This window comes from Polymorphospora sp. A560 (assembly GCF_045781765.1).
GTDB classification, from domain to species: domain Bacteria; phylum Actinomycetota; class Actinomycetes; order Mycobacteriales; family Micromonosporaceae; genus Polymorphospora; species Polymorphospora lycopeni.
The window spans coordinates 3,122,102-3,145,958 of sequence record NZ_CP122282.1; the positions used below are offsets into that span (position 1 = coordinate 3,122,102).

Sequence of the window (23,857 nt, forward strand, 5' to 3'; positions counted from 1 at the left end):
TCGGAGCTGATGACATGAACCCGCCGACCACCAGCGCGTTCGATCTTCCCGACCACCTCTCCGCCAAGGCCGACCCGGGGCTGGTCGCCGCCGACGAGCGGCATTTCGCGGCGATCGCGGAGAGCCTCGAGCGGTCGGTCGCCGACCTGTCCGACCGCCTGGCCGCCGCCCGCAGGGCGCCCGGCGGCCTGGGCCAGTCGGCGCTGGACCGGGACCAGGAGGTCCACCGGCTGACCGCACGCCTGCGCACCCTGCGTCGCTTCGGCCTGGACCTGTGCCTCGGGCACATTGTCCTGGCGGACGACCCGGAGCCCGTGTACGTCGGACGGCTCGGCCTCACCGACAGCGCGGGCCGCCGGCTGCTGGTCGACTGGCGGTCACCCGCGGCGGAGCCGTTCTTCGGCGCGACCCACGCCAACCCGATGGGTCTGACGAGCCGCCGCCGGTACCGCTGGACCCGTGACCGGATCACCGACTACTGGGACGAGGTGTTCGTGCCCGACGAGTTCACCGGGCATGCCGCCGCGCTCGACGACCAGTCCGCCTTCATCGCCAGCCTGAGCGGCAGCCGGTCGGCCCGGATGCGGGACGTGCTCGGCACCATCCAGGCCGACCAGGACGCCATCATCCGGGCCGGATCCAGCGGCGCTCTGGTCGTCGACGGCGGCCCGGGCACGGGAAAGACCGTCGTCGCCCTGCACCGCACCGCATACCTGCTGTACTCCGACCCGCGCCTGGGGCACCGCCGCGGCGGCGTGCTGTTCGTCGGGCCGCACCAGCCCTACCTGGCCTACGTCGCCGACGTCCTGCCCAGCCTCGGCGAGGAGGACGTACAGACCTGCACGCTGCGGGACCTGGTCGCCGAGGGAGCCGCCGCGGCGGTCGAGACCGACCCGGACGTGGCCCGCCTGAAGTCGTCCGCGGACCTGGTCGAGGCGATCGAGGCGGCGGTCCGGTTCTACGAGGAGCCGCCGACCGGCGGGATGAGGATCGCGACCGACGAGTCCGACATCCGGCTGACCGCCGACGACTGGGCCGAGGCGTTCGAGGCGCCGGCACCGGGGACCCCGCACAACGAGGCGCGCGACGAGATCTGGGAGGAACTGCTCACGATCCTGGTGGACAGGTACGACGGCGACGAATCGCCCGACCTGGTCCGCGGGTCGCTGCTGCGGAACAGCGAACTGCGTACGGCGTTCAACCGCGCGTGGCCGCTGCTCGAAGCCGCCGACCTGGTCGGCGACCTGTGGTCGGTACCCGCCTACCTGCGCCGGTGCGCCCCCTGGCTCGACGCCGACGACGTCCGGCGGCTGCAACGCCAGGACGCCCAGGCGTGGACCGTGTCCGACCTGCCGTTTCTCGACGCGGCGCGGCAGCGGCTCGGCGACCCGGAGGTGTCCCGACGCCGACGTCGGCACAGCGCCGCCGTCGCCGCCGAGCGTGAGCGCATGACCAGGGTCGTCGACGACCTGATCGAGTCCGTCGACGACGAATACGGTGTGGGCCTGGTGACGATGCTTCGTGGCGAGGACTTCCAGGACGCCCTGGTCGACGAGACCACGTTGCCCGCCGGCGCGCCGGACCGGCTCGCCGGCCCGTTCGCGCACATCGTCGTGGACGAGGCGCAGGAGTTGACCGACGCGCAGTGGCAGATGTTGCTCCTGCGGTGCCCGTCGCGGAGCTTCACCATCGTCGGGGACCGGGCCCAGGCCAGGCACGGGTTCACGGAGTCGTGGCGGGAACGGCTCGAGCGGATCGGACTCGACCGGATCAACCTGGCCTCGCTGACCATCAACTACCGCACGCCGAAAGAGGTCATGGCACAGGCCGAGCCGGTCATCCGGGCCGTGCTGCCGGACGCCAACGTACCGACCTCGATCCGCGACGGTGACGTCCCCGTCGTACACGGGTCTGCTTCGGATCTGGGCTCGATCCTCGACACCTGGCTCGCCGCGCACGCCGAAGGGATCGCCTGTGTCATCGGGGATCCGACGTTCCGGGCCACCTCCCGGGTCCGGTCGTTGACCCCGGAACTGTCGAAGGGGCTCGAGTTCGACCTGGTCGTCCTCGTCGATCCGCAGTCGTTCGGCGAGGGCATCGAGGGAGCGGTGGACCGCTACGTGGCGATGACCCGGGCGACCCGGCAACTCGTCATTCTCACGAGTTCCTGACCTCGGCCGGGACAACGTGAGCCGCGTGGCTGAACAGCGCGATTCCCGGCTGGTCGTGGCATCGGCCAGGGACAGGCGGTCGTGACGACAGGCGGGCGGACTGTGCTCGAGGAGGGGCCGGCGCCAGGACCGGGCTGGAAAGTGGCTACGGTAGTCGGCCCGGCGGGACCCGGTAGGGTCGCGGCGTGCGTGCGGTGGTGTTCGACGAGTTCGGCGTACGACCCGAGGTGCGGACGGTCGCCGACCCGGTGCCGCCGCCGGGCGGCGCGGTGGTCCGGGTGCTGGCCACCGGCCTGTGCCGCAGTGACTGGCACGGCTGGCGCGGGCATGATCCCGACATCCGTCTGCCGCACGTGCCCGGTCACGAGTTCGCCGGTGTCGTCGAGGCGGTCGGGGCGGGGGTGACCGGTTGGCGGCCCGGCGCGCGGGTCACCGCCCCGTTCGTCTGTGCCTGCGGCCGCTGTCCGGCCTGTCTGGCCGGCGACCAGCAGGTCTGCGAGCGGCAGACCCAGCCCGGCTTCACCCACTGGGGTTCGTTCGCCGAGTACGTCGTGGTCCGGGACGCCGACGTCAACCTCGTCGGGTTGCCCGACGGGATCGACTTCCCCGCGGCGGCGGCGCTCGGCTGCCGGTTCGCCACCTCGTTCCGGGCGGTCGTGCAGCAGGGCCGGGTCGCGGCGGGGGAGTGGGTGGCGGTGCTGGGGTGCGGCGGGGTGGGCCTGTCCGCCGTCATGATCGCGGCGGCGGCCGGTGCCCGGGTCGTCGCCGTCGACGTCGCCCCGGCCGCCCTGGACCTGGCCCGGCGGTTGGGTGCGGCGGAGGTCGTGGCCGCCGCCGGGCTTGCCGGGCCGGACGAGGTGGCGGCGGCCGTACGGGACCGTACCGGCGGTGGGGCACACCTGTCCCTGGACGCGCTGGGCAGCGTCGACACCTGCGTGGCGTCGATCGCCGGGCTGCGCCGGCGTGGCCGGCACGTGCAGGTCGGCCTGCTGCCGCCCGCGCTCGGCCGGCCGGCGGTGCCGATGGAGCTGGTCATCGCGTACGAGCTGGAGGTGCTGGGCAGCCACGGCATGGCGGCGCACGCCTATCCGGGGCTGCTCGGCCTGATCGGCGCCGGGCGGCTGCGTCCGGCTGACCTGGTCACCGGCACGCTGGGCCTGGCCGACGCGCCGGCCGCGCTCGCCGCGATGGAGGGTCCGACCCCGGCCGGCGTACGGCTGGTCGACCCGGCCGCCTGACCCGAGACCCGGCCCGGTGCGGGGTCCTCGCACGGCCGAACCAGTTGTTCATATGAACAGTGTTCTTGCGTGTTCGTACAGTGATGCGTATCTTTTTCCGTCATGGACGTGCAGGAGCGGCAGCGCCGGATCGAGCAGACCGTCGCGACCGAGGAGGCGGTCACCGTCGCCGACCTCGCCGCCCGGCTCGCCACGTCGGAGGCGACGATCCGCCGCGACCTGATCGAACTCGACCACAAGGGCGTGCTGCGGCGGGTGCACGGCGGCGCCCGGCGGCTCGCGCTGCGCGGCGCCGAGCTGTCGTACGCCAGCCGGGCCACGGCCAACGTCGACGCCAAGGCCCGCATCGCCGCGGCCGTCGCCGACCGGCTCGGCACCGACGAGGCGGTGCTGCTCGACAGCGGCACCACCTGCGTCGAGATCGCCCGTGCGGTCGGCGACCGGCCGCTGCGGGTCATGCCGCTGTCACTGACCGCCGCGAACGTGCTCGCCGGCCGGCGCGACGTCCGGCTGATCTGCCCCGGCGGCGAGGTGCGGGCCGGCGAGCTGGCCTTCGTCGGGCCGCTCGCCGAGGCGGGCATCCGCCGGCTGCGGTTCGACACCGCGGTCGTCTCCGGCTGCGGGGCGTCGGTCGCGGGCGGGGTCACCGCGTACGACCTCGGCGACGCGGCGGTCAAGACGGCCGCCATCGACTGCGCCGAGCGGGTGATCCTGGTCTTCGACCGCTCCAAGTGGGAGAAGTCCACGTTCGCGTGGGTCGCCGACCTGAAGACGTTCGACCTGGTGGTCACCGACCACCGGTTCACCGCGGCCGAGTCGGCCTTCTTCGAGCGCAACGGTGTGGAGGTGGTCGCGGTATGACGACCGTGAAGAGCCCGGCCGGTGATCCGGCCCGGCTGCGGCGGGCCCGGGTGTCGGTGTTCGGCACCTTCGGCGTCGGCGGGCTGCTGCTGGCGATGTGGGTGGTCAACATTCCCGCCGTGCAGCAGCGGACCGGGGTGTCGCACGCGACGCTGGGCCTGCTGCTGCTTCTCATCGGCGCCGGTGCCTTCGCCGGGATGCAGGTCAGCGGTCCGCTCGCCGACCGGATCGGCTCGCGGACCACGACCGTCGCCGGTGCCGCGCTGCTGTGCGTGACGGTCAACCTGCCCGGTCTGGCGTACGACGCGGTGACGCTCGGGCTGGCGCTGTTCTTCTTCGGGTTCGCCAACGGGGCGCTGGACGTGGCGATGAACGCCCAGGCCGTCGTCGTCGAACGCGCCTACCGGCGGCCGATCATGTCGGCGTTCCACGCGCTGTTCTCGATCGGCGGGGCGGCCGGTGCGGTGCTGGGTGCCGGGCTGATCGCGGCCGGCTGGTCGGTGTCGGCGATCCTGCTGGCGTCGGCGCTGGCCGGCGTCGTGGTCATGGCGGCCTGCGTACCCGGCCTGCTGCCCCGGGGCGACGAGAACGCCCCGACCGCGCAGGCCGCGTCCGGGGTCCGTCGGCGGGCCGGCATCCCGCGTACGGTGTGGCTGCTGGGCGCCACCGCGTTCCTGCTGATGCTCGCCGAGGGCGTCGCCAACGACTGGAGTGCCCTGCAGATCACCGAGCATCTCGGCGAGGCGGAGTCGGTGGCCGCGCTCGGTTACGGCGCGTTCGCGGTGACGATGACCCTGGGCCGGCTGGTGACCGACCGGATCGTGATGCGGGTCGGTCCGGTCGCCGTCGTCCGGTACGGCTCGCTGATCGGTGCCGCCGGTCTGGTCCTGGTCACCACGTCGGACTGGCTCTGGCTGACGCTGGCCGGCTGGGCGGTGCTCGGCCTGGGGCTGTCCGGCAGCGTTCCGCAGCTCTTCACCGCGGCCGGCAACCTGCGCGAGGGCACGCAGGGCGTGAACATGTCGCGGGTGGTCGGCATGGGCTATCTTGGCCTGCTGGCCGGCCCGGCCCTGGTGGGCTGGATCGCCGAGTTCACCTCGCTGAACGTGGCGCTGTTCGCGCCGCTGCTGTTCTGCCTGGTGGCCGCCGTCCTGGCCGTGAGCCTGCGGCCGACGTCCGCCGAGCCGGCGGCCGGTTCCGCCGTGGGTCCGGCCGTGGACGCGCCCGTGCGCTGAGGCGCGGACCGTCCGGTGCCGGGTTACCGTCGGCGGACATCCGGATCAAGGCGAGGGAGCGGCCGGTGGCGTACGACGAACTGTTCGAGTTGGAGGAGCAGGGCTGGCGGGCGCTGTCGTCCACCCCGGGGGAGGCGGCCGCGTTCTACGGCCGGGTCCTCGACGACGAGGTGGTCATGCTGCTGCCCGGCGGGCTGGTGATCGACGACCGGGCGGCGGCGATCGAGGCGATGTCGGGGCAGCCGTGGTCGTCGTACCGGCTGGAGGAGGTGCGGGTCCGGCGGCCCACCCCGGACACGGCACTGGTCGCGTACGGGGTGGTGGCGGTGCGGGTGGGCGCGGCGGAGTATTCGGCGCTGGTCGGCAGCGGCTACGCGCGCCGGGAGGCCGGCTGGCGGCTGACCTTCCACCAGCAGACGCCCCGCTGACCCGGGCTCCGCCGACCGGGGCGGGTCCGGGGTTCAGCCGGAGGGGACCGGGCCGGTCGAGTCGCGTACGACGAGCTGGTGGCCGGTCGACTTGCGCCGGGGGCGTTGCGACTGCGGCTTGAGCGCCATGGCCAGGGCGAGTTCGCCCATGGCGGCCATCGGCAGCCGTACGGTGGTCAGGCTCGGGGCGAGGTCGGCGGCGACGGAGACGTCGTCGAGGCCGACCACCGAGATCCGGTCGGGCACCGCGATTCCGTGTGCCCGCAGCGCGGACAGCACGCCGATGGCCATCGCGTCGGTGAGCGCGATGATCGCGGTGGTCTCGGGATGGTCACGCAGGATCTGTTCGGTCGCCTGGAGTCCACTGTCCCGCGTAAAACTGGTGGGTATGACCGGGATGTCCGACCAGGTCAGTCCGCCCCGCTGGATGGCCCCCGCGATGCCGGCCAGCCGGTCCTCGACCGTGGTCAGGCTGTCGGGGCCGGACACCACGGCGATGCGGCGGTGGCCGAGGGAGAGCAGGTGTTCGGCGGCCGAGCGGCCGGCGGCCTCGTTGTCGGGCAGCACGGCGTCGGCGGTGAGGTGGTGGCGGCCGATCACCGAGACCCGGCCGCCGCTGGCCTGGAACGCCGTCAGGGCGGCCTTCGAGCGGGCCTGTGCCCGTGGGTCGCAGTAGCCGGAGCCGGCGACGATGATGATCCCGGCCCGGTGCGCGATGATCGTCTGGATCTGCCGGAACTCCTTCTCCGGGTCCCGGCCGGAGTGGCAGATCTGGACCATGAGGTCCCGCTCGCCGGCGACCCGGATGACGCCGCTGGCGATCTCGGAGAAGTACGGGTCGCCGATCTCGTGGACGATCAGCCCGACGGTGGAGGTCGAGCCGCCGGCGAGGGTGCGGGCGTGCATGTTGGCCACGTACCCGAGCTGGTTCGCGACCTGGCGGACATGCTCGGCGACCTTGTCGCTGACGCCGTCGCGACCGGCTAGCGCGCGCGAGGCCGTGGCCAGCGAAACGCCGGCCAGCTCGGCTACATCGGCGAGCCGCAAGGCTGATCGAGATCTAGGCATGTTGACGCCCCTTCACGCCGGTGACTCGGGACCGAAATCTCCTTGTGACGCTTGCCACCCCATGGGTGCCGTAGTTATCTTACGGAAGCGCTTTACGAAAGCGCTTCCGTAACACGGATGCGAGGAGTTACTCATGAAGGCAACGGCTCGAGCCCGGCGGGGTGTGATCGCTGGAGCCGCGGTCGCGGCACTGGCCCTCTCCGGCTGCTCCGCCGCGGGCGGCTCCGGCGATTCAGCAGACGATCCTATCGTGATCGGCATATCCCTCCCGTTGACCGGCGACTTCTCCGAGCCCGGCAAGGGTGTCCAGCGTGGCTACGAGGCCTGGGCGAAGGTCGTGAACGACAAGGGCGGCCTGCTCGGCCGCCAGGTCGAGTTGAAGATCCTCGACGACCAGTCCAGCGCCGACCGGGTCGTCGCCGACTACGAGCAGTTGATCGGCCGTGACAACGTCGACCTGGTCTTCGGCCCGTTCTCCACCCGGCTCGTGGTGCCCTCGGCCCGGGTGGCCGAGGAGTACGGCATGCTCTACGTCGAGCCGGCCGGCGCCGCCCCGGAGGTCTTCGAGCAGGGCTTCAAGAACCTGTTCTACGCCGCCCCCGCGGTCGCCAACGACCACTACAACTACCTGGCCGAGTACATCCTCGCGCTGCCGGCCGACCAGCGTCCGCAGACCGCGGCGTACGCGGCCATGGACGACCCGTTCGCCCAGGGCACCGCGTACGGCCTGAAGGAGAAGCTCGAGGCCGGCGGTGTGCGGACCGTGGTCGACGAGGTCTACCCGCCGAACACCACCGACTTCAACAGCATCGCCGCGAAGATCGCCTCGTCCCGGGCGGACATCGTCGTCGGCGGCACCCAGTACCAGGACGCGGTCAACCTGATCGTCGCCCTCCAGCAGCTCAACTACCAGCCGAAGCTGGCCGCGTTCTCGACCGCGCCGACCAACCCCGAGTTCAGCAAGGCGATCGGGGCCAAGACCGAGGGCATCCTCGCCCCGACCGGCTACACCACCAAGGCCACCTACCCCAGCAACACCGAGTTCGTGCAGGCGTACACCGCGCAGTTCGGCACCCCGCCCGGTGAGGACGAGGCCAACGCGTACACCACCGGCCAGGTCGTCGCCGCCGCCGTCGAGGCGGTCGGCTGCGCCGAGCAGGGCGACTGCCAGCAGAAGCTGGTCGACTGGCTGCGCGGCAACACCGTCGACACCGTCGTCGGCCCGCTCTCCTGGGACGCCCAGGGCCGCCCGCAGGGCGCCCACATGATCCAGCAGTACGTCGACGGCCAGATCCAGATCGTGCTGCCCGGCGAGACCAAGGAAGCCGACATCATCTACCCCAAGCCGAGCTGGTGATCATTTCGTGTCCGGCACCCTGATCTTCCAGAGCATCGTCCTGGGCATCCTGCTGGGCGGCCTGTACGCCCTGCTCGCCGCGGGCCTGACGCTCTACTTCGGCGTCATGCGGGTGGTGATGATCGCGCACTCGGCGTTCCTCATCCTCGCGGCCTACCTCGCCTGGTACTTCCACCAGCAGACCGGGCTCGACCCGCTGCTGTCGCTGTTCGTGACCGTCCCACTGTTCTTCCTCGTCGGCGTGGTGATGCAGCGACTGCTCATCACCCGGCTGCGGCCGGCCACCCTGACCATGATGTCCGTGCTGCTCACCTTCGCGATCGCCCTGATCATCGAAGGCATGCTCGGGTACGTCTTCACCGGCACCCAGCGCCGGATCAACCTGAGCTACAGCGGTTCGAGCCTGGACCTGTTCGGGGCCCGGGTCGCGGTGGTCAAGCTGATCGCGTTCGGCCTGGCGGCCGTCTCGCTGCTCGCCCTCTACCTGCTGCTGAAGAAGAGCCGGTTCGGGTGGGCGCTGCGGGCCACCATCCAGCACAAGGAGGCCGCCCAGCTCACCGGCATCGACACCGACCGCATCGCAGGGTTCGGCTTCGGGCTCGGCCTGGCGTCGGCCGCGATCGGCGGCACCGCGCTGTCGCTGGACTCGACCATCTACCCCTCGCTGCACTGGCACTGGATCGGCCCGCTGATGGCGATCATCGTGGTCGGCGGGCTCGGCAGCGTACCCGGCGCCGCGATCGCCGCCATGGTGCTCGGCCTCGGCCAGAGCCTGCTGCAACTGCCGCTCGGCACGACCTGGGCGCAAACCGTCTTCTACGTCGCGCTGTTCGGCACGTTGGCCTTCCGGCCGCAGGGATTCTTCGGAGGTCGCCTTGCCCAGAGGTTCTGAAACGACCGCGCCGGCGGGCGGCCTGCTGCCCGCCCGGCTCGGCACACCCGTACGGCTGATCGCCCTCGTCGTCGGTGCGGCGCTGGTGCTGTCGTTCCCGCTGGTGGCGCCGAACCCGTACATCCTGTCGGCCGGCGTCGTCGTGCTGAACTACGCGATCCTGTCGACCGCGTGGAACTTCGTCGGCGGCTTCACCGGCTACATCTCGCTCGGGCACGCCGCGTACTCCGGCCTCGGCGGGTACGCGACCGGGCTGCTGATCACCAAGGCCGGCGTACCGAGCTTCGTCGCGCTGATCCTGGCCGGTCTGATCGTCGCCGCGCTGGCGGTGCCGATCGGCATCGCCGCGCTGCGGGTCCGCGGCGCGTCGTTCGTGATCGTGTCGATCGCGCTGGTGCTGATCCTGCTGCTGGTCTTCCAGAGCTGGGCGGCGTTCACCGGCGGCTCGAACGGCCTGGTCGTACCCCGGCCGTTCCCGGACCTGCTGCGGCCCGAACACCACATGGTGTTCTTCTACCTGTACGCCGGCCTGATCGCGATCGCGCTGCTGGCCTGGTGGGCGATCGACCGGTCCCGGTTCGGCATGGGCCTGAAGGCGATCCGCGAGGACGAGGACAAGGCCCAGTCGCTGGGTACGCCGACGTTCACGTTCAAGCTCATCGCGTACGTCGTCTCGGCGCTGTTCACCGCGCTCGGCGGCGGCCTGTACGCGCTGTGGTTCGGCGACCTCGACCCGATCTTCCAGTTCTCCATCCTGACCGGCTCCTACATGGTGCTGATGGCGCTGCTCGGCGGCATCCGGCACCTGTTCGGTCCGCTGCTCGGCGCGTTCATCGTCGGCACCGCGCTGGAGATCTTCAAGCTGGAGTTCGGCAGCACCCAGCTCCACCTGGTCGCGGCCGGCCTGCTGTTGGGCATCGTGGTGCTGTTCATGCCGGACGGCATCATCCCGGCGGTCGGCAACCTGGTCAGACGGTTCCGGCCGACGGAGAGTTCGATCCGGGAGGTCACCGCGGCCGAACTGCTGGAGCAGAACAAGGCCCGGGCGGCGGCCGCCGGCAAGCCGGCGGCGCCGGCCGCCGACGCCGACGCGGCGTCCGAGACGAAGGCGGAGGTCAAGCGATGACGGCCCCGACGAAGAGCGGGATCCGCAGCCTGGAGACCGTCGAGCTGACCAAGTCGTTCGGTGGCGTCACCGCCGTCAACAAGGCCACGGTCACGTTCCACCACGGCAAGGTCAACGCCCTCATCGGCCCCAACGGCTCGGGCAAGACCACGTTCTTCAACTGCGTCACCGGCATGATCAAGCCCGACTCCGGCCAGGCCACCTACCGGGGGCAGGACATCACCGGCAAGGCGCCGCACAGGATCGCCCGGGCCGGCATCGGGCGCAGCTTCCAGCTGTGCCGGGTCTTCCCCCGGATGACGGTGCTGGAGAACATGCTGGTCGCGGTCCGCAACACCAGCCTGCGGGCGCAGCTCGCCAGTTCCCGGCACTCCGGCGACATCGAGCGGGCCCGCGGGCTGCTCAACCGGGTCGGCATCGACCACCTGGAGCACGCCGAGGCCCGCAACCTGTCGTACGGGCAGCAGAAGCTGCTCGAGCTGGCCGGCGTGCTGATGGGCGACCCGGAAACGATCATGCTGGACGAGCCGGCCGGTGGCGTCAACCCGGCGCTGATCGGCCGGATCGGCACCCTCGTGCAGGAACTCAACGCCGAGGGCAAGACGTTCCTCATCGTCGAACACAACATGGACATGGTCATGAGCCTCAGCGACCACGTCGTGGTGTTCGACCGTGGCCGGCCCATCGCCGACGGCCCGCCGTCGGTGATCAAGACCGACCCCCGAGTGCTGGAGGCCTACCTTGGCGTCTGAGTTTCTCCTCGAGCTGAACGACATCGAGGCGGGCTACGGCCGGGCCGCCCTCGTGCTGCGCGGGCTGACCGTCAAGGTGCCGCCGGGCACCGTGGTCTGCCTCGTCGGCCCGAACGGCGCGGGCAAGTCCACCGTGCTCAAGGTCGCCAGCGGGCTGCTCAAGCCCCGCTCCGGAACGATCAAGGTCGACGGCAAGGACGTCACCGGCCAGGGACCGCAGCAGATGCTGCGCTCCGGGCTGGCACACGTCCTGCAGGGACACAGCGTGTTCCGCGAGATGACGGTGGCCGAGAACGTCAACCTCGGCGCGTACACGCTGCGCGACAAGGCGGTCATCAACGAGCGGATCGAGTTCGTCAAGGAACTCTTCCCGGTCGTCGCCGACCGCTGGAAGTCGCTCGCCGGCCTGCTCTCCGGCGGCCAGCAGAAGCAGGTCGAGTTCGCCCGGTCGCTGATGGTCAGCCCGAAGGTCGTGCTCCTCGACGAGCCGTCGATGGGGCTGGACCCGAAGACCACCAGCACCGTGTTCGAGCAGGTGGTCCGGATGCGTGAGGCCGGCGTCGCCGTACTGCTGGTGGAGCAGAACGCCCGGCGGGCGCTGGAGACCGCCGACATCGGCTGCGTGCTCGACCTGGGGCGGGTGCACATCACCGGCCCGGCGCCGGAACTGCTCGCCGACCCCAAGCTCGGCGAGTTGTACCTCGGCGGCCGGCCGGCCGACTCGACCGCGGACAAGGCGCCGGCCGGCAAGGGGGTGACCGTCGATGGCTGAGCGGCTGATCCGGGTGGTGATGAACGGCGTCACCGGCCGGATGGGGTACCGGCAGCACCTGCTGCGCTCGGTGCTGGCCATCCGCGCCGACGGCGGCGTGGTCACCCCCGACGGCGACCGGGTCCAGGTCGAGCCGGTCCTGGTCGGCCGCAACCGCGACAAGCTGGCCCGCATCGCCGCCGACCACGACGTGGCCGAGTACACCACCGACCTGGACGGGGCCCTGGCCGACGACACCGCCACGGTCTACTTCGACACCCAGACCACCAGCGGGCGCAAGAAGGCCATCCTCAAGGCGATCGCCGCCGGCAAGCACGTCTACACCGAGAAGCCGGTGGGGGAGACCGTCGCCGACGCGCGCGAACTCGTCGAGGCGGCCGCCACCGCCGGCATCATCAACGGTGTCGTGCACGACAAGCTCTACCTGCCGGGGCTGCTGAAACTCAAGCGGCTCGTCGACGCCGGCTTCTTCGGCCGGATCCTGTCGGTACGCGGCGAGTTCGGCTACTGGGTCTTCGAGGGCGACCTCCAGCCGGCCCAGCGGCCGAGCTGGAACTACCGCGCCGAGGACGGCGGCGGCATCGTCCTGGACATGTACTGCCACTGGAACTACGTGCTGGAGAACCTGTTCGGCAAGGTCCGGGCGGTGACCGCCAGGGCGGTCACGCACATTCCGGAGCGCTGGGACGAGCAGGGCAACCGGTACGACGCCACCGCCGACGACGCCGCGTACGGCATCCTCGAACTCGAGGGTGACATCCTGGCGCAGATCAACTCGTCGTGGGCGGTCCGCGTCGACCGGGGCGAACTGGTCGAGTTCCAGGTCGACGGCACCCACGGCTCGGCGGTCGCCGGCCTGTTCGGCTGCAAGATCCAGCCCCGGGTCCGGACCCCGAAGCCGGTCTGGAACCCGGATCTGCCGACCGACCAGGACTTCCGCGCCCAGTGGGAGCAGATCCCGGACAACCAGGAGTTCGTCAACGGGTTCCGGGCCCAGTGGGAGCAGTTCCTGCTCGACGTCGACGCCGGGCGTCCGCACCGGTACGACTTCGCCGCCGGCGTACGCGGTCTCCAGTTGGTCGACGCGGCGCTGCGATCGTCGAACGAGGGGCGCCGGGTCGAGTTGCCCGGCCTCTGACGGCGTGACCGGTGCCCGCGGTGGTGACGCCGCCCGGGCACCGGTCTTTCACCAGTGCAGGCGTTTGGCGTTAAGGTCGACGCCGCGGTATTCGCGCCCCGGGTCGGTCGGCCGCCACCAGACGAGATACGCCACCAGCATCGCCACGGCCTGTAGCGCCCACAGGGCGATCTGCCAGTTCGTCGCATCCGGGTCGAGGACGAACGCGCGAATCGTGGCGAGGACCAGGAAGGCGCCGGTCGCGGCCCCCGCGACGGCCCTCCGCCCACTGCTCATCAGCCGCCACCGTCGCATGACGAGAACCTACCGGCCGCCACCGCACGGGCACATCCGGTGATCGGCGGATGTCGACCCGCCGGCCCGCGAACCGGTCGGCGGCCCGCGACGCCTGATTTGACCGGGTCTGGCATCATCTGACAGATGCCAGCTCTGGATTGTGGTATTTCCATCCCCCCGACCGGCTCATGAATCCATGACCTCACCGGCGTGGACCCACGCCGGTGCCCCCGTCGACGGGAGACAACTGTCATGGCGATTTCGGGTAGCCGACTTCGACGCGCGGCGACGGCCCTGCTCGCCGGCGTGGCCCTGGCCGGCCTGCTGGGTGCCACCGCGACCGCCGCACCGCCGGAGGCCACACCGGACCGGCTCATGACCGTCACCGACGTCTGGATGAGGGACGTCGCCGGCGACGTCGGACTGCAACCGCACTCGGGCTACGTGATCTGGGCCAGCCCGGACCTGAAGATCTGCCCGACCGCGGCGGGGTGCTCCAGCAGCGTCCCCCCGGTCGTCGGCGGGACCAACCACATCGTCACCACGTTGCGGAACCCCGGACCGTACGGCGAAGGCGCCGACAGCGGAACGCTGGCGTTCTACCGCTCGTCCCCGAGCGGCAGCCTGGTCTGGCCGACCGCCTGGACATTCGTGACCTCGGTGATCGTCACCGTCCCGCCCGGTGTCACCACGGTGAGCGTCCCCTGGATCAGCGTGCCCGGCCCCGGTCACTTCTCCCTGATCGCCGTGTGGCAGTCACCGACCGACCCCCTGGTGCTGGTGACCCCCGACATCCTCACCAACGTCCGGCACAACAACAACATCGTCTGGCGGGACCTCGACTCCGTCGCCCTCCTCGCCGGCGGTGGCCTCGGAGCGAAGCATCCGCCGGCGGTGCGCACGACGTCGGTGGGCTAGCCGGGCGCCCGGGGTTCGTGCCAGTTCGTGGACGGCGGCACGAACCCCGAGTGCGGTCCGTCCAGGCGATGGCCAGAGACCGTCCAGCGCCCGTCGATACGTTGCGGCCAGCCGGCGGTCCGAGGGTTCTGCGACAGGTGGCCGCCACCGACCTCGGAGGAGGACACATGCCCCATTCCCACGTACGAAGGCGCCTGCTCGCCCTGGCCACGGCCGCGATGTGCGTCGTGGCCCTGCTGCCGGGGCAGTCGGCGGTGGCGGCGCCCGCCGATCCCGCCGCGCTCCCGCTGTCGCAACGCGCGCTGCCCGAGTCGTGCGCGCCGCGGCTGGCGGAGGCGTCCCGCGAGGCCGCCGGTAAGGGCGGCACCGGGACCTGTGTCGAGATGGGCAAGCTGAATCGCGCCACCGCCCCCGCCGACGCGGCTTCGGGCGGTGCCGGTACCACGGCCGTCACCTGTGGTAACGGAGCCTGGGCGATGGCCCGGTTCGGAGCCTGTGCCACCGCACCGGTCAGGCTCTACGTCTACCTCGTCCCGTCCGGGGCTCTGGTCGGCATCATCGACATGACGGCCACCTTCATGGCCGACCTGGGATCGATCGACGGCCGGCCCCGGTACAACGTCACGGTGCGGGCCACCGCCCTCGCGGGCCAGGTCCTCGGGACCCTGATCACCCACGAGGGCTACTGCGAGTACGGCTGCAACGGGTTCACCGGCGGCAGCGCCTACCGCTTCGACTACGTCGGGGCACAGGCGAACTTCCTCCTCAACGCCGCGCCCGGCGCCACCGCGCCCGGTGCCGTCCACACCGCCCAGATGATGCTGTACTTCTGGTTCGTCAACGCCGCCTGGAGCCCGCCGGCGTCCAACGCCGTCGGCGCGTCAAGTCCGCAGTTCCGCTGCGACAACGCCGTACCCGGGTTGAACCAGCCGGGCTGCGTCTATCCGTCGATCCGGCCGGTCTACACGCCGAGCCCGGCCAACAACAGCTACCGGCAGCACATCCAGATGGCACTCGCCCACAACCTGCCCCGGACCCTGACCCGGACCACCGACTCCTTCAACCAGACCCAGAACCACAACCGGGCCTGCCCCGGCATGCACACCGCCCCGGCCGGATACAGTTGCGACGAGTACCCGTTCCAGTCCACCCTGCAGGGCGCCTTCACCGGCGGGCACGCCTACGGGCGTACCTTCTCGGGCTGTCAGATCAGCTGGGTCGACATCCGGCAACCCGGTGACAGCGGCGGGTGGAACGTCTGCTACATCCCGGCGTTCGAGAACAGCAGCGGTGGCAACGAGCTGAACCGCTTCTACGTGAACAACCGCGTGATCAACAACGACTCGTTCGACGTCGTGGTCTGAGCCGTCGGCCGGGCGGCCGCCTTCGGGCCGCCCGGCCGACGCGCGCGACCGTCGACCAGGTCGCCGGGAGCGTCAGTGTGCGAGCCGGTCCTGCCCGATGCGTTGAAGCGCCTGCGCGGCACGGTCCCGCTCGTCGTGGTCGCCGGTGTCGGTGGCGATGGCCAGCGCCAGCCGGTGCCGCTCACGGGCCTCGTTGTCGCGGTGCATGGCGTGCAACGCCTCGCCCATCGCGTTCAGGACGCTCGCCTCGCCGTAGCGGTGCCGCAGCCCGCGGAAGATCTCCAACGCCTCCTCGAAGTGGGCGATCGATTCCCGGTGTCGGCCCTGCCGGCTCAACGCGGTGCCGAGGTTGCTCAACGCCGTCGCCTCGCCGTCGCGGTGTTCGATCTCCCGGAAGAGCCGCAGGGCCGCACGCAGGTGCCCGGCGGCGACGGCACCCTCGCCGAGCATGTTGTGGATCTCGCCGAGATTCGTCAGCGCGATCGCCTGACCGGCGCGTTCGCCGAGTGTGGCGAAGAGGTCGTGAGCCGCCCGGAACCGTTGTGCCGCCGGCCCGTGCCGGCCGATGGAGGATTCGAGGTTGCCGAGGTTGGTCAGGGCCGACGCCTGCCCGAATAGATCGTCGATCTCCTGGTAGAGCGCGATGGCCTCGCCGTGACGGGCGATCGAGGAGGCGAAGTCGCCGAGCCGTTCCTCGATGATGCCGAGATTGGACAGGGCCCGGGCCCGGCCGTGCCGGTTGTCGGTACGGCCGTACAGCGCCAGCGCCTGCCGGAGTTGCGCGGTCGCGGCGGGGTAGCGGCCGAGCAGGCGTTGGACGACTCCGGCGTTGGTGCGAAGGTGCGCCTCGGCGACGACGTCGCCCATCGCCCGGGCGGCCTGGACGGCGTGGTCGTGGATCGGCACCGCTTCGACGCCGTGGCCCGCCTCGAGGTAGCGGTAGAGGGCCGCGGCGAGGTGGACGGCATGTTCCGGCCGCCCGTTGCGCAGGGCGATCTGGCACACCGTGGCGAACGACGGCAGCTCGGCGTCCAGCCACGACAGTGCCGTGGCCGGTGACATCGGTGCGCCGTCGGGTTTGAGGGCGAGCCCGGCGTGCCGCCAGCTCGCGCTCCACCCCGGATACAGGACGTCGCTGGCGGCGATGGCGGTCGCGACGTAGTGCCCCAGCAGCCGGTCGACGGCGGCGGCCCGCTCGGCCCCGCCGTCGACCGCCAGGCTCAGCTCGCCGGCATAGGCGCGCAGCAGATCGTGCGGCGCGTATCGCCCGAGCGGGTCGCAGCGCAGCAGGTGCGCGCTGGTCAGCCGGTGCAGCAGCCGCGCCGCGGCGATCTCGTCGACGTCGCCGAGCGCGGCGGCGCAGGCGAGGGTGGCGGCGGCGGGGGTCAGGCTCAGCAGGCGGAACAGGCGTTGCGTCTCGGCGTCCAGCCGCTGGTAGGAGCAGCCGAAGACCTGCCGGATCGCGGTGCCGCCGCCCGGATCCAGCAGGTCCAGGGGGCCGGCCCGGTGCAACTGCGACACGATTCCGGACAGCGGCAGGTGCGCCTGCGCGCCGGCGTACTCGGCGGCCAGGCGCAGGGCGAGGGGGAGCCGGGCGCAGACGGCGGCCAGCGAGTCGACGCTGTCCGGTTCGGTGCTTGCCCGCTGACCCACCAGTCTGGCGAGCAGGTCGACGGCGTCCGCCGGCGGGAGCAGGTCGAGCGCGATGCGGCGGGCGCCGTGCAGGGCGACCAGCGCCGCCAGGCTGTCCCGGCTGGTGATCATCACGAGGGTGTCGTGGTTGCCGGGCAGTAGCGGGCCGACCTGCTCGGCGGAGGCCGCGTTGTCCAGCAGGACGAGCAGCCGGCGGCCGTCGGTCTCGGTACGCCAGCGGGCGGCGCGCGACTGCGGGTCGGCCGGGATCTCCTGGTCGGGTACCGCGACGGCGGTGAGCAGGCGGCCCAGCGCCTCGTGGGGCGGCGTGGCCTGTTCCGGGTCGTCGCCGCGCAGGTCGAGGTAGATCTGGCCGTCGGGGAAACGGTCCCGGTGGAGGTGCCCCCAGTGCACGGCGAGCGCGGTCTTTCCCACCCCGGCCGTGCCGCAGACCATGACGATTCCGCAGCTGCGGGTGCCGTACGCGGCATCGAGCAGGACGAGTTCGTCGGCCCGGCCGACGAAGTCGGGAACCGGTGCCGGAAGCTGACGCGGGGTTCTCGACCCGGGGAGGGGCACCGTCTCCTCGACCAGATCGCGGTGGGCCCGGGACAGGTCCGGCCCCGGGTCCACGCCCAGCTCGTCGGCGAGGGTACGTCGGGTCGTCTCGTAGCGTTCGAACGCGAGCGTTCGTTGTCCGGTGGCCTGGTAAGCCCTGATCAGGGTGGCCTGCACCGTCTCGTCGAGCGGCTGGGCGGCACCTTCCAGTGTCAGCGCGGCGACGATCTCCGCGGCGTTGCCGGTGCGCAGCATCAGGTGCCAGTAGGACAGTTGGACCCGGCGCCGCTCCGCCTTGAGGGCCGAGACCTCCGGGTGGCTCTCCAGCGCCGGTACGTCGCAGAGCGGATCGTCCTCCCACAGCCGCAACGCCTCGCGCAGCAGCGCCATCGCGCCGGCCGTGTCGCCGTCGCTCTCGGCCGCCCGGGCGGCGTACGCCAACCGGCGGAAGCGGCGCAGGTCCAGGGCGTCTTCGGGTAGCCGCAGCAGGTATCCGTCGCCTACGGTCGCCAGCACACCGTCCTGGCCGCGTGGGCTGCGCTTCGGGTCCAGCAGCCGGCGCAGGTGCTTGGCGTGGGTGTGCAGGACGTTGACGGCGCTCGGCGGCGGTCGCTCGCCCCACAGCGATTCGATCAGCTCGCGCCGGGTGGTCAGCCGTCCGGCGTTGAGTGCGAGGACGCCGAGCACGAGGCGACGCGCGGGCGGGCCGGTGTCCACTTCGCGATCACCGTGCCACACGCGTAGGCGGCCGAGTACCTGGATCGCCAACACCGCCGACAGTGTAGTGGTGAGCGTCGATTCCTGGATAGCGGTTGCCCGCGCTTGGCGCCCCTGAATCCAGTGGGAGGACGCGCCTTTGCGGTAAGGGCTTGAATTCGGTACCCGGGTACAGCCTTACCGTCGAACGCGAAGGACGGAAGTGACTGTTGGAGGTCAAGGATGAATCGGGTCACGCGTGACGATCCCCGCCGCGGCGCGTGCGGTGGGCAGGGCAGGTCGAGGGAGGGTGCGGGCCGCCGGGTGACGGTCGTGGGCAGTGCCCTGCTGCTGGCCGGGCTGCTTGCCGTCGGGCAGCCGCCGCAGGCGTCGGCTGGCGAGCACGGGACCGCGAACACCGCCGGCACGGACCTCCAGGTCGGCTTCGACGGGGCGGACCGGACCGCGCCCGGCCAACAGTTCGGCTACGCGCTGCACCTGATCAACCACGGGCCGGAAGCCGCGGTCGCCAGAGCCACCGTACGGCTGCCCGGGGGAACCACGTTCGTCCGCGTCGCCACCAGGGGCATGACCTGCGACGCCCCCACGCCCGCAGCCCCACGGGTGCTGACCTGCGGCACCAGCGGCAGCCTCCGGCCCCGCAGCCTCGCCGGTCCGACGCTCATCACCGTCACCACCGACGCACCCGCCGGGTCGAGCCTCACGGCCACGGCCGTCGTCTCCTCCGACCAGCCCGATGTGAACCCCGCCGACAACACCCGACAGGTCGTCACCAACGTCATGTGACGCCGGCACGGCAGGCGCTGCCGGTGTGCCCGCATGGCGCACCTTCGGGGCGCCGGTGCCGATTCTCGCCAGCGGCCGTCGGATCAGCGGAGGTGGAGGACGACCACCGCGATCGAGGCCAAGCCGAAGGCGGCCGCTGGCAACATCCTGGCCGCAGGATCACCGGCACGGAGGTGAACGATGACCGCTCCGGCCATCATGAGCGTGAATCCGATCGCCGCGGCCACGCCGATGGGCTTCCAGATCAGGCCGAGGCCGAGGGCCGCCGCGCCGAGGATCTGCAGAACTCCCAGCGCCCGGTAGTTCCGGGCGGAGAAGCCGAGGTGTTTGCCGTGCTCGATGGCGCTCGGCTGCCCGGTGGCCTTGGGCAGGCCGGTGAACAGGAACGACACCGCGAGGATGATGGCGAGGGTGTTGGCCATGTCTTTCCAGATCGCCTTTCGGATGCGTGTCGGGCCCTCTCGCGGGGCGGCGACAGGTGGGAGATCGGTCGCCGTCACCCGTCCAGGGTGATCCGGTAGCGTCGTACCGGGACGTTCCCGGTGTCGCGGATGCCCTCCAGTACGCCGCCGTTGCGTTCGATCGTGCGGGCCGAGCCCGCGTTGTCCGCGAGGCAGACCACGAGGACGGCGTCCAGGCCCAGGGCGTGGGCCTCGCCGAGCATCTCGCCCAGCGCCCAGGTCGCCAGGCCACGGCGGCGTGCGGACGGGCGTACGCCGTAGCCGATGTGCCCGGTGTCGTCGTTGAACCCGTGCCGCAGGGCGATGGCCCCGAGTACCTCGCCGTCCTCGACGATCCAGCGGGGCGAGCCGTGTGGTTCGTCGGGGCAGGGATCGCCGGCCGGGTGGGTCAGCCGGACCCGTCGGTGCACCCAGGTGGCGAAGCCGGCGGGTGAGTCGACATCGTCGTCCGTGCCCAGGCCGAAGCCGTCCTCGTGGACGCCGGGACCCCAGTCGTCGCGGCACCGTAGGAAGGCGGCGTGCAGGCGGGTGGTGGGCAGGACCAGTTCGGGCATGTGGTGATCCTGCCGTGGCGGTCGGGGCGCGGCCAGTGTCGCCCGGGGACGGGTCCGGCAATCGTGGGTGGCCAGACACCGGATGTTGGCCTCGCCGTCCACCGCAGGTCAACGAACGTGCGTAGGCAGAGCAGGCCAGAACTGCCCATACCCTCGACGGAGCATTGATGCCTCTCCCCACATCGGCCGCCCGGCGTACCCGGGCGGCCGCGGCCGCCGCCGCCCTCGGGCTCGTCGCGCTGCCGGCGCTGGTCGCGCTGGCGCCGGCCGCCCAGGCGGTGCCGCCGCTCGGTGCCGCCCGCGCCACCGACGCCCCGGCCTTCCAGCGCCTCGCCACCGTGCCGGCCTACCTCAACAGTTCGATCGACGACGAGGCCGTCGCCGAGATCAGCGCGGTGAGCGCCGACGGCAACACCGTCATCTCCACCGACAGCGCCGGCCGGCGGGTCGGCTTCATGGACATCAGCGACCCGGCCAACCCCCGGCCCGGTGGCGTATTCGACCTGCCGGGCGAGCCGACCTCGGTCGGCGTACACAAGGGGTTCGTCCTCGTCGCGGTGAACACCAGCGAGAGTTTCACCGACCCGTCCGGGGTGCTGGTCGTGCTCGACCTCGCCTCCCGCGAGGTGGTACGGGAGATCGACCTCGGCGGCCAGCCGGACTCCGTCGCGGTGGCGCCGAGCGGCGGGTACGCCGCGATCGCCATCGAGAACGAGCGTGACGAGGACCTGAACGACGGCGAGATCCCGCAGTTGCCGGCCGGGTGGCTGACGGTCGTCGACCTGTCCGACGACGTCGACGCGTGGGAGCTGTCGAAGGTCGAGCTGACCGGCCTCGCCGGGGTCGCGCCCGGCGACCCGGAACCCGAGTACGTGTCGATCAACGGGCGGGACGAGGCCGTCGTCACCCTCCAGGAGAACAACCACCTGGTGGTCGTCGACCTGGCCGGCAAGGAGGTCGTGCGGGACGTCTCCGCCGGATCCGTCGAGCTGTCCGGTGTGGACACCGTCGAGGACGGCAGCATCGTCTTCGACGACGCCGTCACCGTGCCCCGCGAGCCCGACGGGGTCGCCTGGATCAGCGACACCATGTTCGCCACCGCCAACGAGGGCGACTACCGGGGCGGTTCGCGCGGCTTCACGATCTGGGGCGCCGACGGCCGGGTCGTCTACGACGCCGGCAACTCGTTCGACCGGCTCGCCGCCGCGCACGGCCTCTACCCGGAGGGCCGCTCCGACGCCAAGGGCAGCGAGCCCGAGGGGATCGCCTTCGGCCGCTTCGACGGCCGGCCGTACCTGTTCGTCGCCTCGGAGCGGGGCAACTTCGTCGCCGTGTACGACGTCACCGACCCGGCCGCACCGGCGTTCGTGCAGATCCTGCCGACCACCAACGGTCCGGAGGGGGTGACCACCGTCGCGTCGCGCGGGCTGCTCGTCGTGTCCAGCGAGGAGGACCTGCCCGACGACGGTATCCGCGCCTCGGTGCAGATCTACCGGATCGGGCAGGCCGGTGCGTTCCCCTCGATCCGGTCGGCGTACGAGCCCGGCCAGCAGGCGGCCCCGATCACCTGGGGTGCCCTGTCCGGCCTCAGCGCCGTGCCGGGCCAGCCCGACAAGCTGGTCGCCGTCAACGACAACGTCTACACCCCGACCCGGCTGCTGACCATCGACGTCGCCCGGACCCCGGCCTTGATCGAGAAGGAACTGACCGTCACCAGGGGCGGCGCCCCGGTCGGCTACGACGCCGAAGGGGTCGCGGCCCGGGCCGGGGGCGGCTACTGGATCGCCGTCGAGGGCGCCCCGGCGTCGGACGACGACCCGGCCACCCCGAACCTGCTCGTCCGCGTCGACGACGCCGGCGCGGTGCGGGACGAGGTGCCGCTGCCCGCCGACGTCGCCGCCGCCGTCGGCGGCAACGGGCTGGAGGGTGTCGCGGTGACCGGTGCCGAGGGCGCCGAGCAGGTCTGGGTCGCCGTACAACGGGAACTGAAGGGCGACCCGGCCGGCACCGTGCGGATCGGCCGGTACTCGGTGGCCGACGGGAGCTGGGCGTGGCTGTCGTACCAGCTCGACGCGGCGCCGGCCGGCGGCTGGGTCGGCCTGTCGGAGCTGGTGGCCGTTGACGACGACACGTTCGCGGTCGTGGAGCGGGACAACCGTCGCGGCCCTGCCGCGACGGTCAAGAAGGTGTACGCCTTCGACGTGCCGGACGGGTTCGGTGCCGGCGACGACATGCCGGCGGTGACCAAGCGGCCCGCCGTCGACCTGCTGCCGCTGCTGCGGGCCGACAACGGCTGGGTGCAGGACAAGGTCGAGGGGATGGCGATCGCCGGCAACGGCCAGGTGTACGCGGTGACCGACAACGACGGCCTCGACGACGCCACCGGTGAGACGGTGTTCCTGCGGCTGGGCAAGGCCACCGACGTCTTCGGTGCCGACGGCGGTGGCGGCGGTGGCCTTCCGGTGACCGGTGCGCCGGCCGTCGCGCTCGCCGGTGCCGGCGTACTCATCGCGGCCGGCGGGATCCTCGCGGTGGTGCGGGCCCGGCGTAACCACATCCGTTTCACCGCCTGACCGGTGCGGCCGTCGCCCCCGCCGAAGCGGCGGGGGCGACGGCCGGCCACGCCGAGGACTCTTGACATCGGGGGAGTCCGATGCCCTACGATCCATGATCCTGAAGGCCATTGAAGGCCGTCGTTCGATCGTCGGAGGGCGACCGACCGCATGCGATCAGCCGATGAAACACCGTTGGAAGAAGACGGACCGGGCCTCGACCGCCGACACCTGCTCGGCCTGGTCACCGCGGCGCTCGCCGCCGGCATCATCCCCGAGGCCTGGCTCGCGGAAGCGGCGTACGGCGCCACCCCGAGATGGAACCGACCGTTCGACCGGTGGGTGCCGATCACCTCGACGTTCGGGCCCCGCCGAGACCCGATAACCGGCGAGACGAGGCAGCACAACGGCACCGACTACAGCTTCTCCGGAATCCTCGGCTACCCGATCCGTTCGATCGCGGCCGGCACCGTGAGCGGCGTCAGCTACAACGCCAGCGGACTCGGCCACAACGTCACCATCACCCACGCCGACGGCTGGCGGAGCGTCTACGGACACATGCGGGCGGCTCCCGTGGTCGGGACGGGCACCCAGGTCGCCGCCGGCCAGCACGTCGGCAACGTCGGCTCGACCGGCCGTTCGACGGGCCCGCACCTGCACCTCGAGGTCGTCCACCCCAACGGCGGGAGAGTCGATCCCGAGTCGGTTCTCGCCGGAGCCCCGTACGCCGGGGCACCCGGAACTCCCCCTGAAATCCTCACCAAGGACGGACTCATGTACCTCATCTGGAGCACCGGCGGCACCGGCTACCTGGTCACCCCGAACCGTGTCATCGGGCTGCGGTCGATGGCGCACTACAACCTGTTCAAGCGGATCATCAACTCCAACCAGGCCGCCGACCAGCCGGAGGTCTTCAACGCGCTGGAGATCGACCAGATCAAGGCGTACCTCGCCGGGACGGTGCCCGCCTGACACCACCCCGGCCCCGAGCCGCCGCCGGC

At 71.7% G+C, this 23,857-nt stretch carries 21 protein-coding genes and 2 pseudogenes; 16 read left to right on the forward strand and 7 right to left on the reverse strand.

Annotated elements, in window-relative coordinates:
* The first annotated feature begins 14 nt into the window (after positions 1 to 14).
* From helR to QCD66_RS14140, 5 genes are all read left to right on the forward strand, one after another.
* The gene (helR, locus tag QCD66_RS14120) at positions 15 to 2,171 is read left to right on the forward strand and encodes an RNA polymerase recycling motor ATPase HelR (protein WP_375732961.1); all 2,157 of its coding nucleotides are present in this window, start codon (positions 15 to 17) and stop codon (positions 2,169 to 2,171) included.
* A gap of 185 nt (positions 2,172 to 2,356) precedes the next feature.
* Positions 2,357 to 3,409, forward strand: coding sequence for an alcohol dehydrogenase catalytic domain-containing protein (locus QCD66_RS14125; RefSeq protein WP_375732960.1), 1,053 nt, complete (start codon positions 2,357 to 2,359; stop codon positions 3,407 to 3,409).
* A 102-nt stretch (positions 3,410 to 3,511) separates the two neighbouring features.
* Complete coding sequence (locus QCD66_RS14130) at positions 3,512 to 4,270, forward strand: DeoR/GlpR family DNA-binding transcription regulator (protein ID WP_375732959.1); 759 nt, start codon at positions 3,512 to 3,514, stop codon at positions 4,268 to 4,270.
* A complete protein-coding gene (locus QCD66_RS14135; RefSeq protein WP_375732958.1) occupies positions 4,267 to 5,505 on the forward strand; it encodes an MFS transporter in 1,239 nt (412 codons plus the stop codon). The genes QCD66_RS14130 and QCD66_RS14135 overlap by 4 nt, the downstream gene beginning before the upstream one ends.
* A 65-nt stretch (positions 5,506 to 5,570) precedes the next feature.
* The gene (locus tag QCD66_RS14140) at positions 5,571 to 5,933 is read left to right on the forward strand and encodes a nuclear transport factor 2 family protein (protein WP_364218476.1); all 363 of its coding nucleotides are present in this window, start codon (positions 5,571 to 5,573) and stop codon (positions 5,931 to 5,933) included.
* A 33-nt stretch (positions 5,934 to 5,966) separates the two neighbouring features.
* Here QCD66_RS14140 and QCD66_RS14145 read toward each other — a convergent pair whose 3' ends face one another.
* Entirely contained in the window at positions 5,967 to 7,001 is a 1,035-nt protein-coding gene (locus QCD66_RS14145) for a LacI family DNA-binding transcriptional regulator (protein ID WP_357541585.1), read from the reverse strand.
* A 250-nt stretch (positions 7,002 to 7,251) separates the two neighbouring features.
* On the opposite strand from QCD66_RS14145, the gene QCD66_RS14150 reads away from it, so the two are divergent.
* From QCD66_RS14150 to QCD66_RS14175, 6 genes are read left to right on the forward strand one after another with little or no spacing between them, the layout of a single operon-like run.
* Positions 7,252 to 8,358: an amino acid ABC transporter substrate-binding protein gene (locus QCD66_RS14150; RefSeq protein WP_364218474.1), complete on the forward strand. Its 1,107-nt coding sequence runs from the start codon at positions 7,252 to 7,254 to the stop codon at positions 8,356 to 8,358.
* 7 nt (positions 8,359 to 8,365) lie between these two features.
* Positions 8,366 to 9,250: a branched-chain amino acid ABC transporter permease gene (locus QCD66_RS14155; RefSeq protein ID WP_364218472.1), complete on the forward strand. Its 885-nt coding sequence runs from the start codon at positions 8,366 to 8,368 to the stop codon at positions 9,248 to 9,250.
* On the forward strand, positions 9,234 to 10,376 hold the full coding sequence (locus QCD66_RS14160) for a branched-chain amino acid ABC transporter permease (protein ID WP_364218470.1): 1,143 nt from the start codon (positions 9,234 to 9,236) through the stop codon (positions 10,374 to 10,376). The genes QCD66_RS14155 and QCD66_RS14160 overlap by 17 nt, the downstream gene beginning before the upstream one ends.
* Positions 10,373 to 11,128, forward strand: a complete 756-nt coding sequence (locus QCD66_RS14165; RefSeq protein WP_364218468.1) for an ABC transporter ATP-binding protein — start codon at positions 10,373 to 10,375, stop codon at positions 11,126 to 11,128. Before QCD66_RS14160 ends, QCD66_RS14165 begins: the two co-directional genes overlap by 4 nt.
* Complete coding sequence (locus tag QCD66_RS14170) at positions 11,118 to 11,900, forward strand: ABC transporter ATP-binding protein (protein ID WP_357541595.1); 783 nt, start codon at positions 11,118 to 11,120, stop codon at positions 11,898 to 11,900. Before QCD66_RS14165 ends, QCD66_RS14170 begins: the two co-directional genes overlap by 11 nt.
* Positions 11,893 to 13,038, forward strand: a complete 1,146-nt coding sequence (locus QCD66_RS14175) for a Gfo/Idh/MocA family oxidoreductase (protein WP_364218464.1) — start codon at positions 11,893 to 11,895, stop codon at positions 13,036 to 13,038. The genes QCD66_RS14170 and QCD66_RS14175 overlap by 8 nt, the downstream gene beginning before the upstream one ends.
* Before the next feature lie 48 nt (positions 13,039 to 13,086).
* On the opposite strand, the gene QCD66_RS14180 is transcribed toward QCD66_RS14175, so the two are convergent.
* Positions 13,087 to 13,314, reverse strand: a complete 228-nt coding sequence (locus QCD66_RS14180) for a hypothetical protein (protein WP_375732957.1) — start codon at positions 13,312 to 13,314, stop codon at positions 13,087 to 13,089.
* A 252-nt stretch (positions 13,315 to 13,566) separates the two neighbouring features.
* Between QCD66_RS14180 and QCD66_RS14185 the strand changes: the two genes are divergently transcribed.
* A complete protein-coding gene (locus QCD66_RS14185) occupies positions 13,567 to 14,232 on the forward strand; it encodes a hypothetical protein (RefSeq protein ID WP_375732956.1) in 666 nt (221 codons plus the stop codon).
* Positions 14,233 to 14,399: 167 nt separating this feature from the next.
* Positions 14,400 to 15,596: a hypothetical protein gene (locus QCD66_RS14190; RefSeq protein WP_375732955.1), complete on the forward strand. Its 1,197-nt coding sequence runs from the start codon at positions 14,400 to 14,402 to the stop codon at positions 15,594 to 15,596.
* Between the two features lie 72 nt (positions 15,597 to 15,668).
* Here QCD66_RS14190 and QCD66_RS14195 read toward each other — a convergent pair whose 3' ends face one another.
* The 3 genes and pseudogenes from QCD66_RS14195 to QCD66_RS14205 form a co-directional block, all read right to left on the reverse strand.
* Entirely contained in the window at positions 15,669 to 17,861 is a 2,193-nt protein-coding gene (locus QCD66_RS14195) for an ATP-binding protein (RefSeq protein ID WP_407567244.1), read from the reverse strand.
* A pseudogene (locus QCD66_RS14200) lies at positions 17,835 to 18,302 on the reverse strand (BTAD domain-containing putative transcriptional regulator); the annotation flags it as partial. The pseudogene QCD66_RS14200 and the gene QCD66_RS14195, both read right to left, overlap by 27 nt.
* Positions 18,282 to 18,557: pseudogene (locus QCD66_RS14205) on the reverse strand (winged helix-turn-helix domain-containing protein); the annotation flags it as partial. The pseudogenes QCD66_RS14200 and QCD66_RS14205, both read right to left, overlap by 21 nt.
* A 258-nt stretch (positions 18,558 to 18,815) precedes the next feature.
* Here QCD66_RS14205 and QCD66_RS14210 point away from each other — a divergent pair.
* The gene (locus QCD66_RS14210; protein WP_375732952.1) at positions 18,816 to 19,289 is read left to right on the forward strand and encodes a hypothetical protein; all 474 of its coding nucleotides are present in this window, start codon (positions 18,816 to 18,818) and stop codon (positions 19,287 to 19,289) included.
* Between the two features lie 83 nt (positions 19,290 to 19,372).
* Here the strand turns inward: QCD66_RS14210 and QCD66_RS14215 are convergent, their stop codons facing one another.
* Complete coding sequence (locus QCD66_RS14215) at positions 19,373 to 19,789, reverse strand: DoxX family protein (RefSeq protein WP_375732951.1); 417 nt, start codon at positions 19,787 to 19,789, stop codon at positions 19,373 to 19,375.
* Complete coding sequence (locus QCD66_RS14220; protein ID WP_375732950.1) at positions 19,786 to 20,304, reverse strand: GNAT family N-acetyltransferase; 519 nt, start codon at positions 20,302 to 20,304, stop codon at positions 19,786 to 19,788. Before QCD66_RS14220 ends, QCD66_RS14215 begins: the two co-directional genes overlap by 4 nt.
* 167 nt (positions 20,305 to 20,471) lie before the next feature.
* Here QCD66_RS14220 and QCD66_RS14225 point away from each other — a divergent pair, with 167 nt between their 5' ends.
* Both QCD66_RS14225 and QCD66_RS14230 read left to right on the forward strand, forming a co-directional pair.
* Positions 20,472 to 22,877 carry an esterase-like activity of phytase family protein gene (locus tag QCD66_RS14225; protein ID WP_407567152.1) on the forward strand — a complete coding sequence of 802 codons (2,406 nt, stop codon included), beginning with the start codon at positions 20,472 to 20,474 and terminating at the stop codon, positions 22,875 to 22,877.
* Positions 22,878 to 23,051: 174 nt separating this feature from the next.
* Positions 23,052 to 23,828 (forward strand): M23 family metallopeptidase, encoded by a 777-nt coding sequence (locus QCD66_RS14230; protein WP_375732948.1) that lies wholly within the window; start codon positions 23,052 to 23,054, stop codon positions 23,826 to 23,828.
* Positions 23,829 to 23,857: the final 29 nt, after the last annotated feature.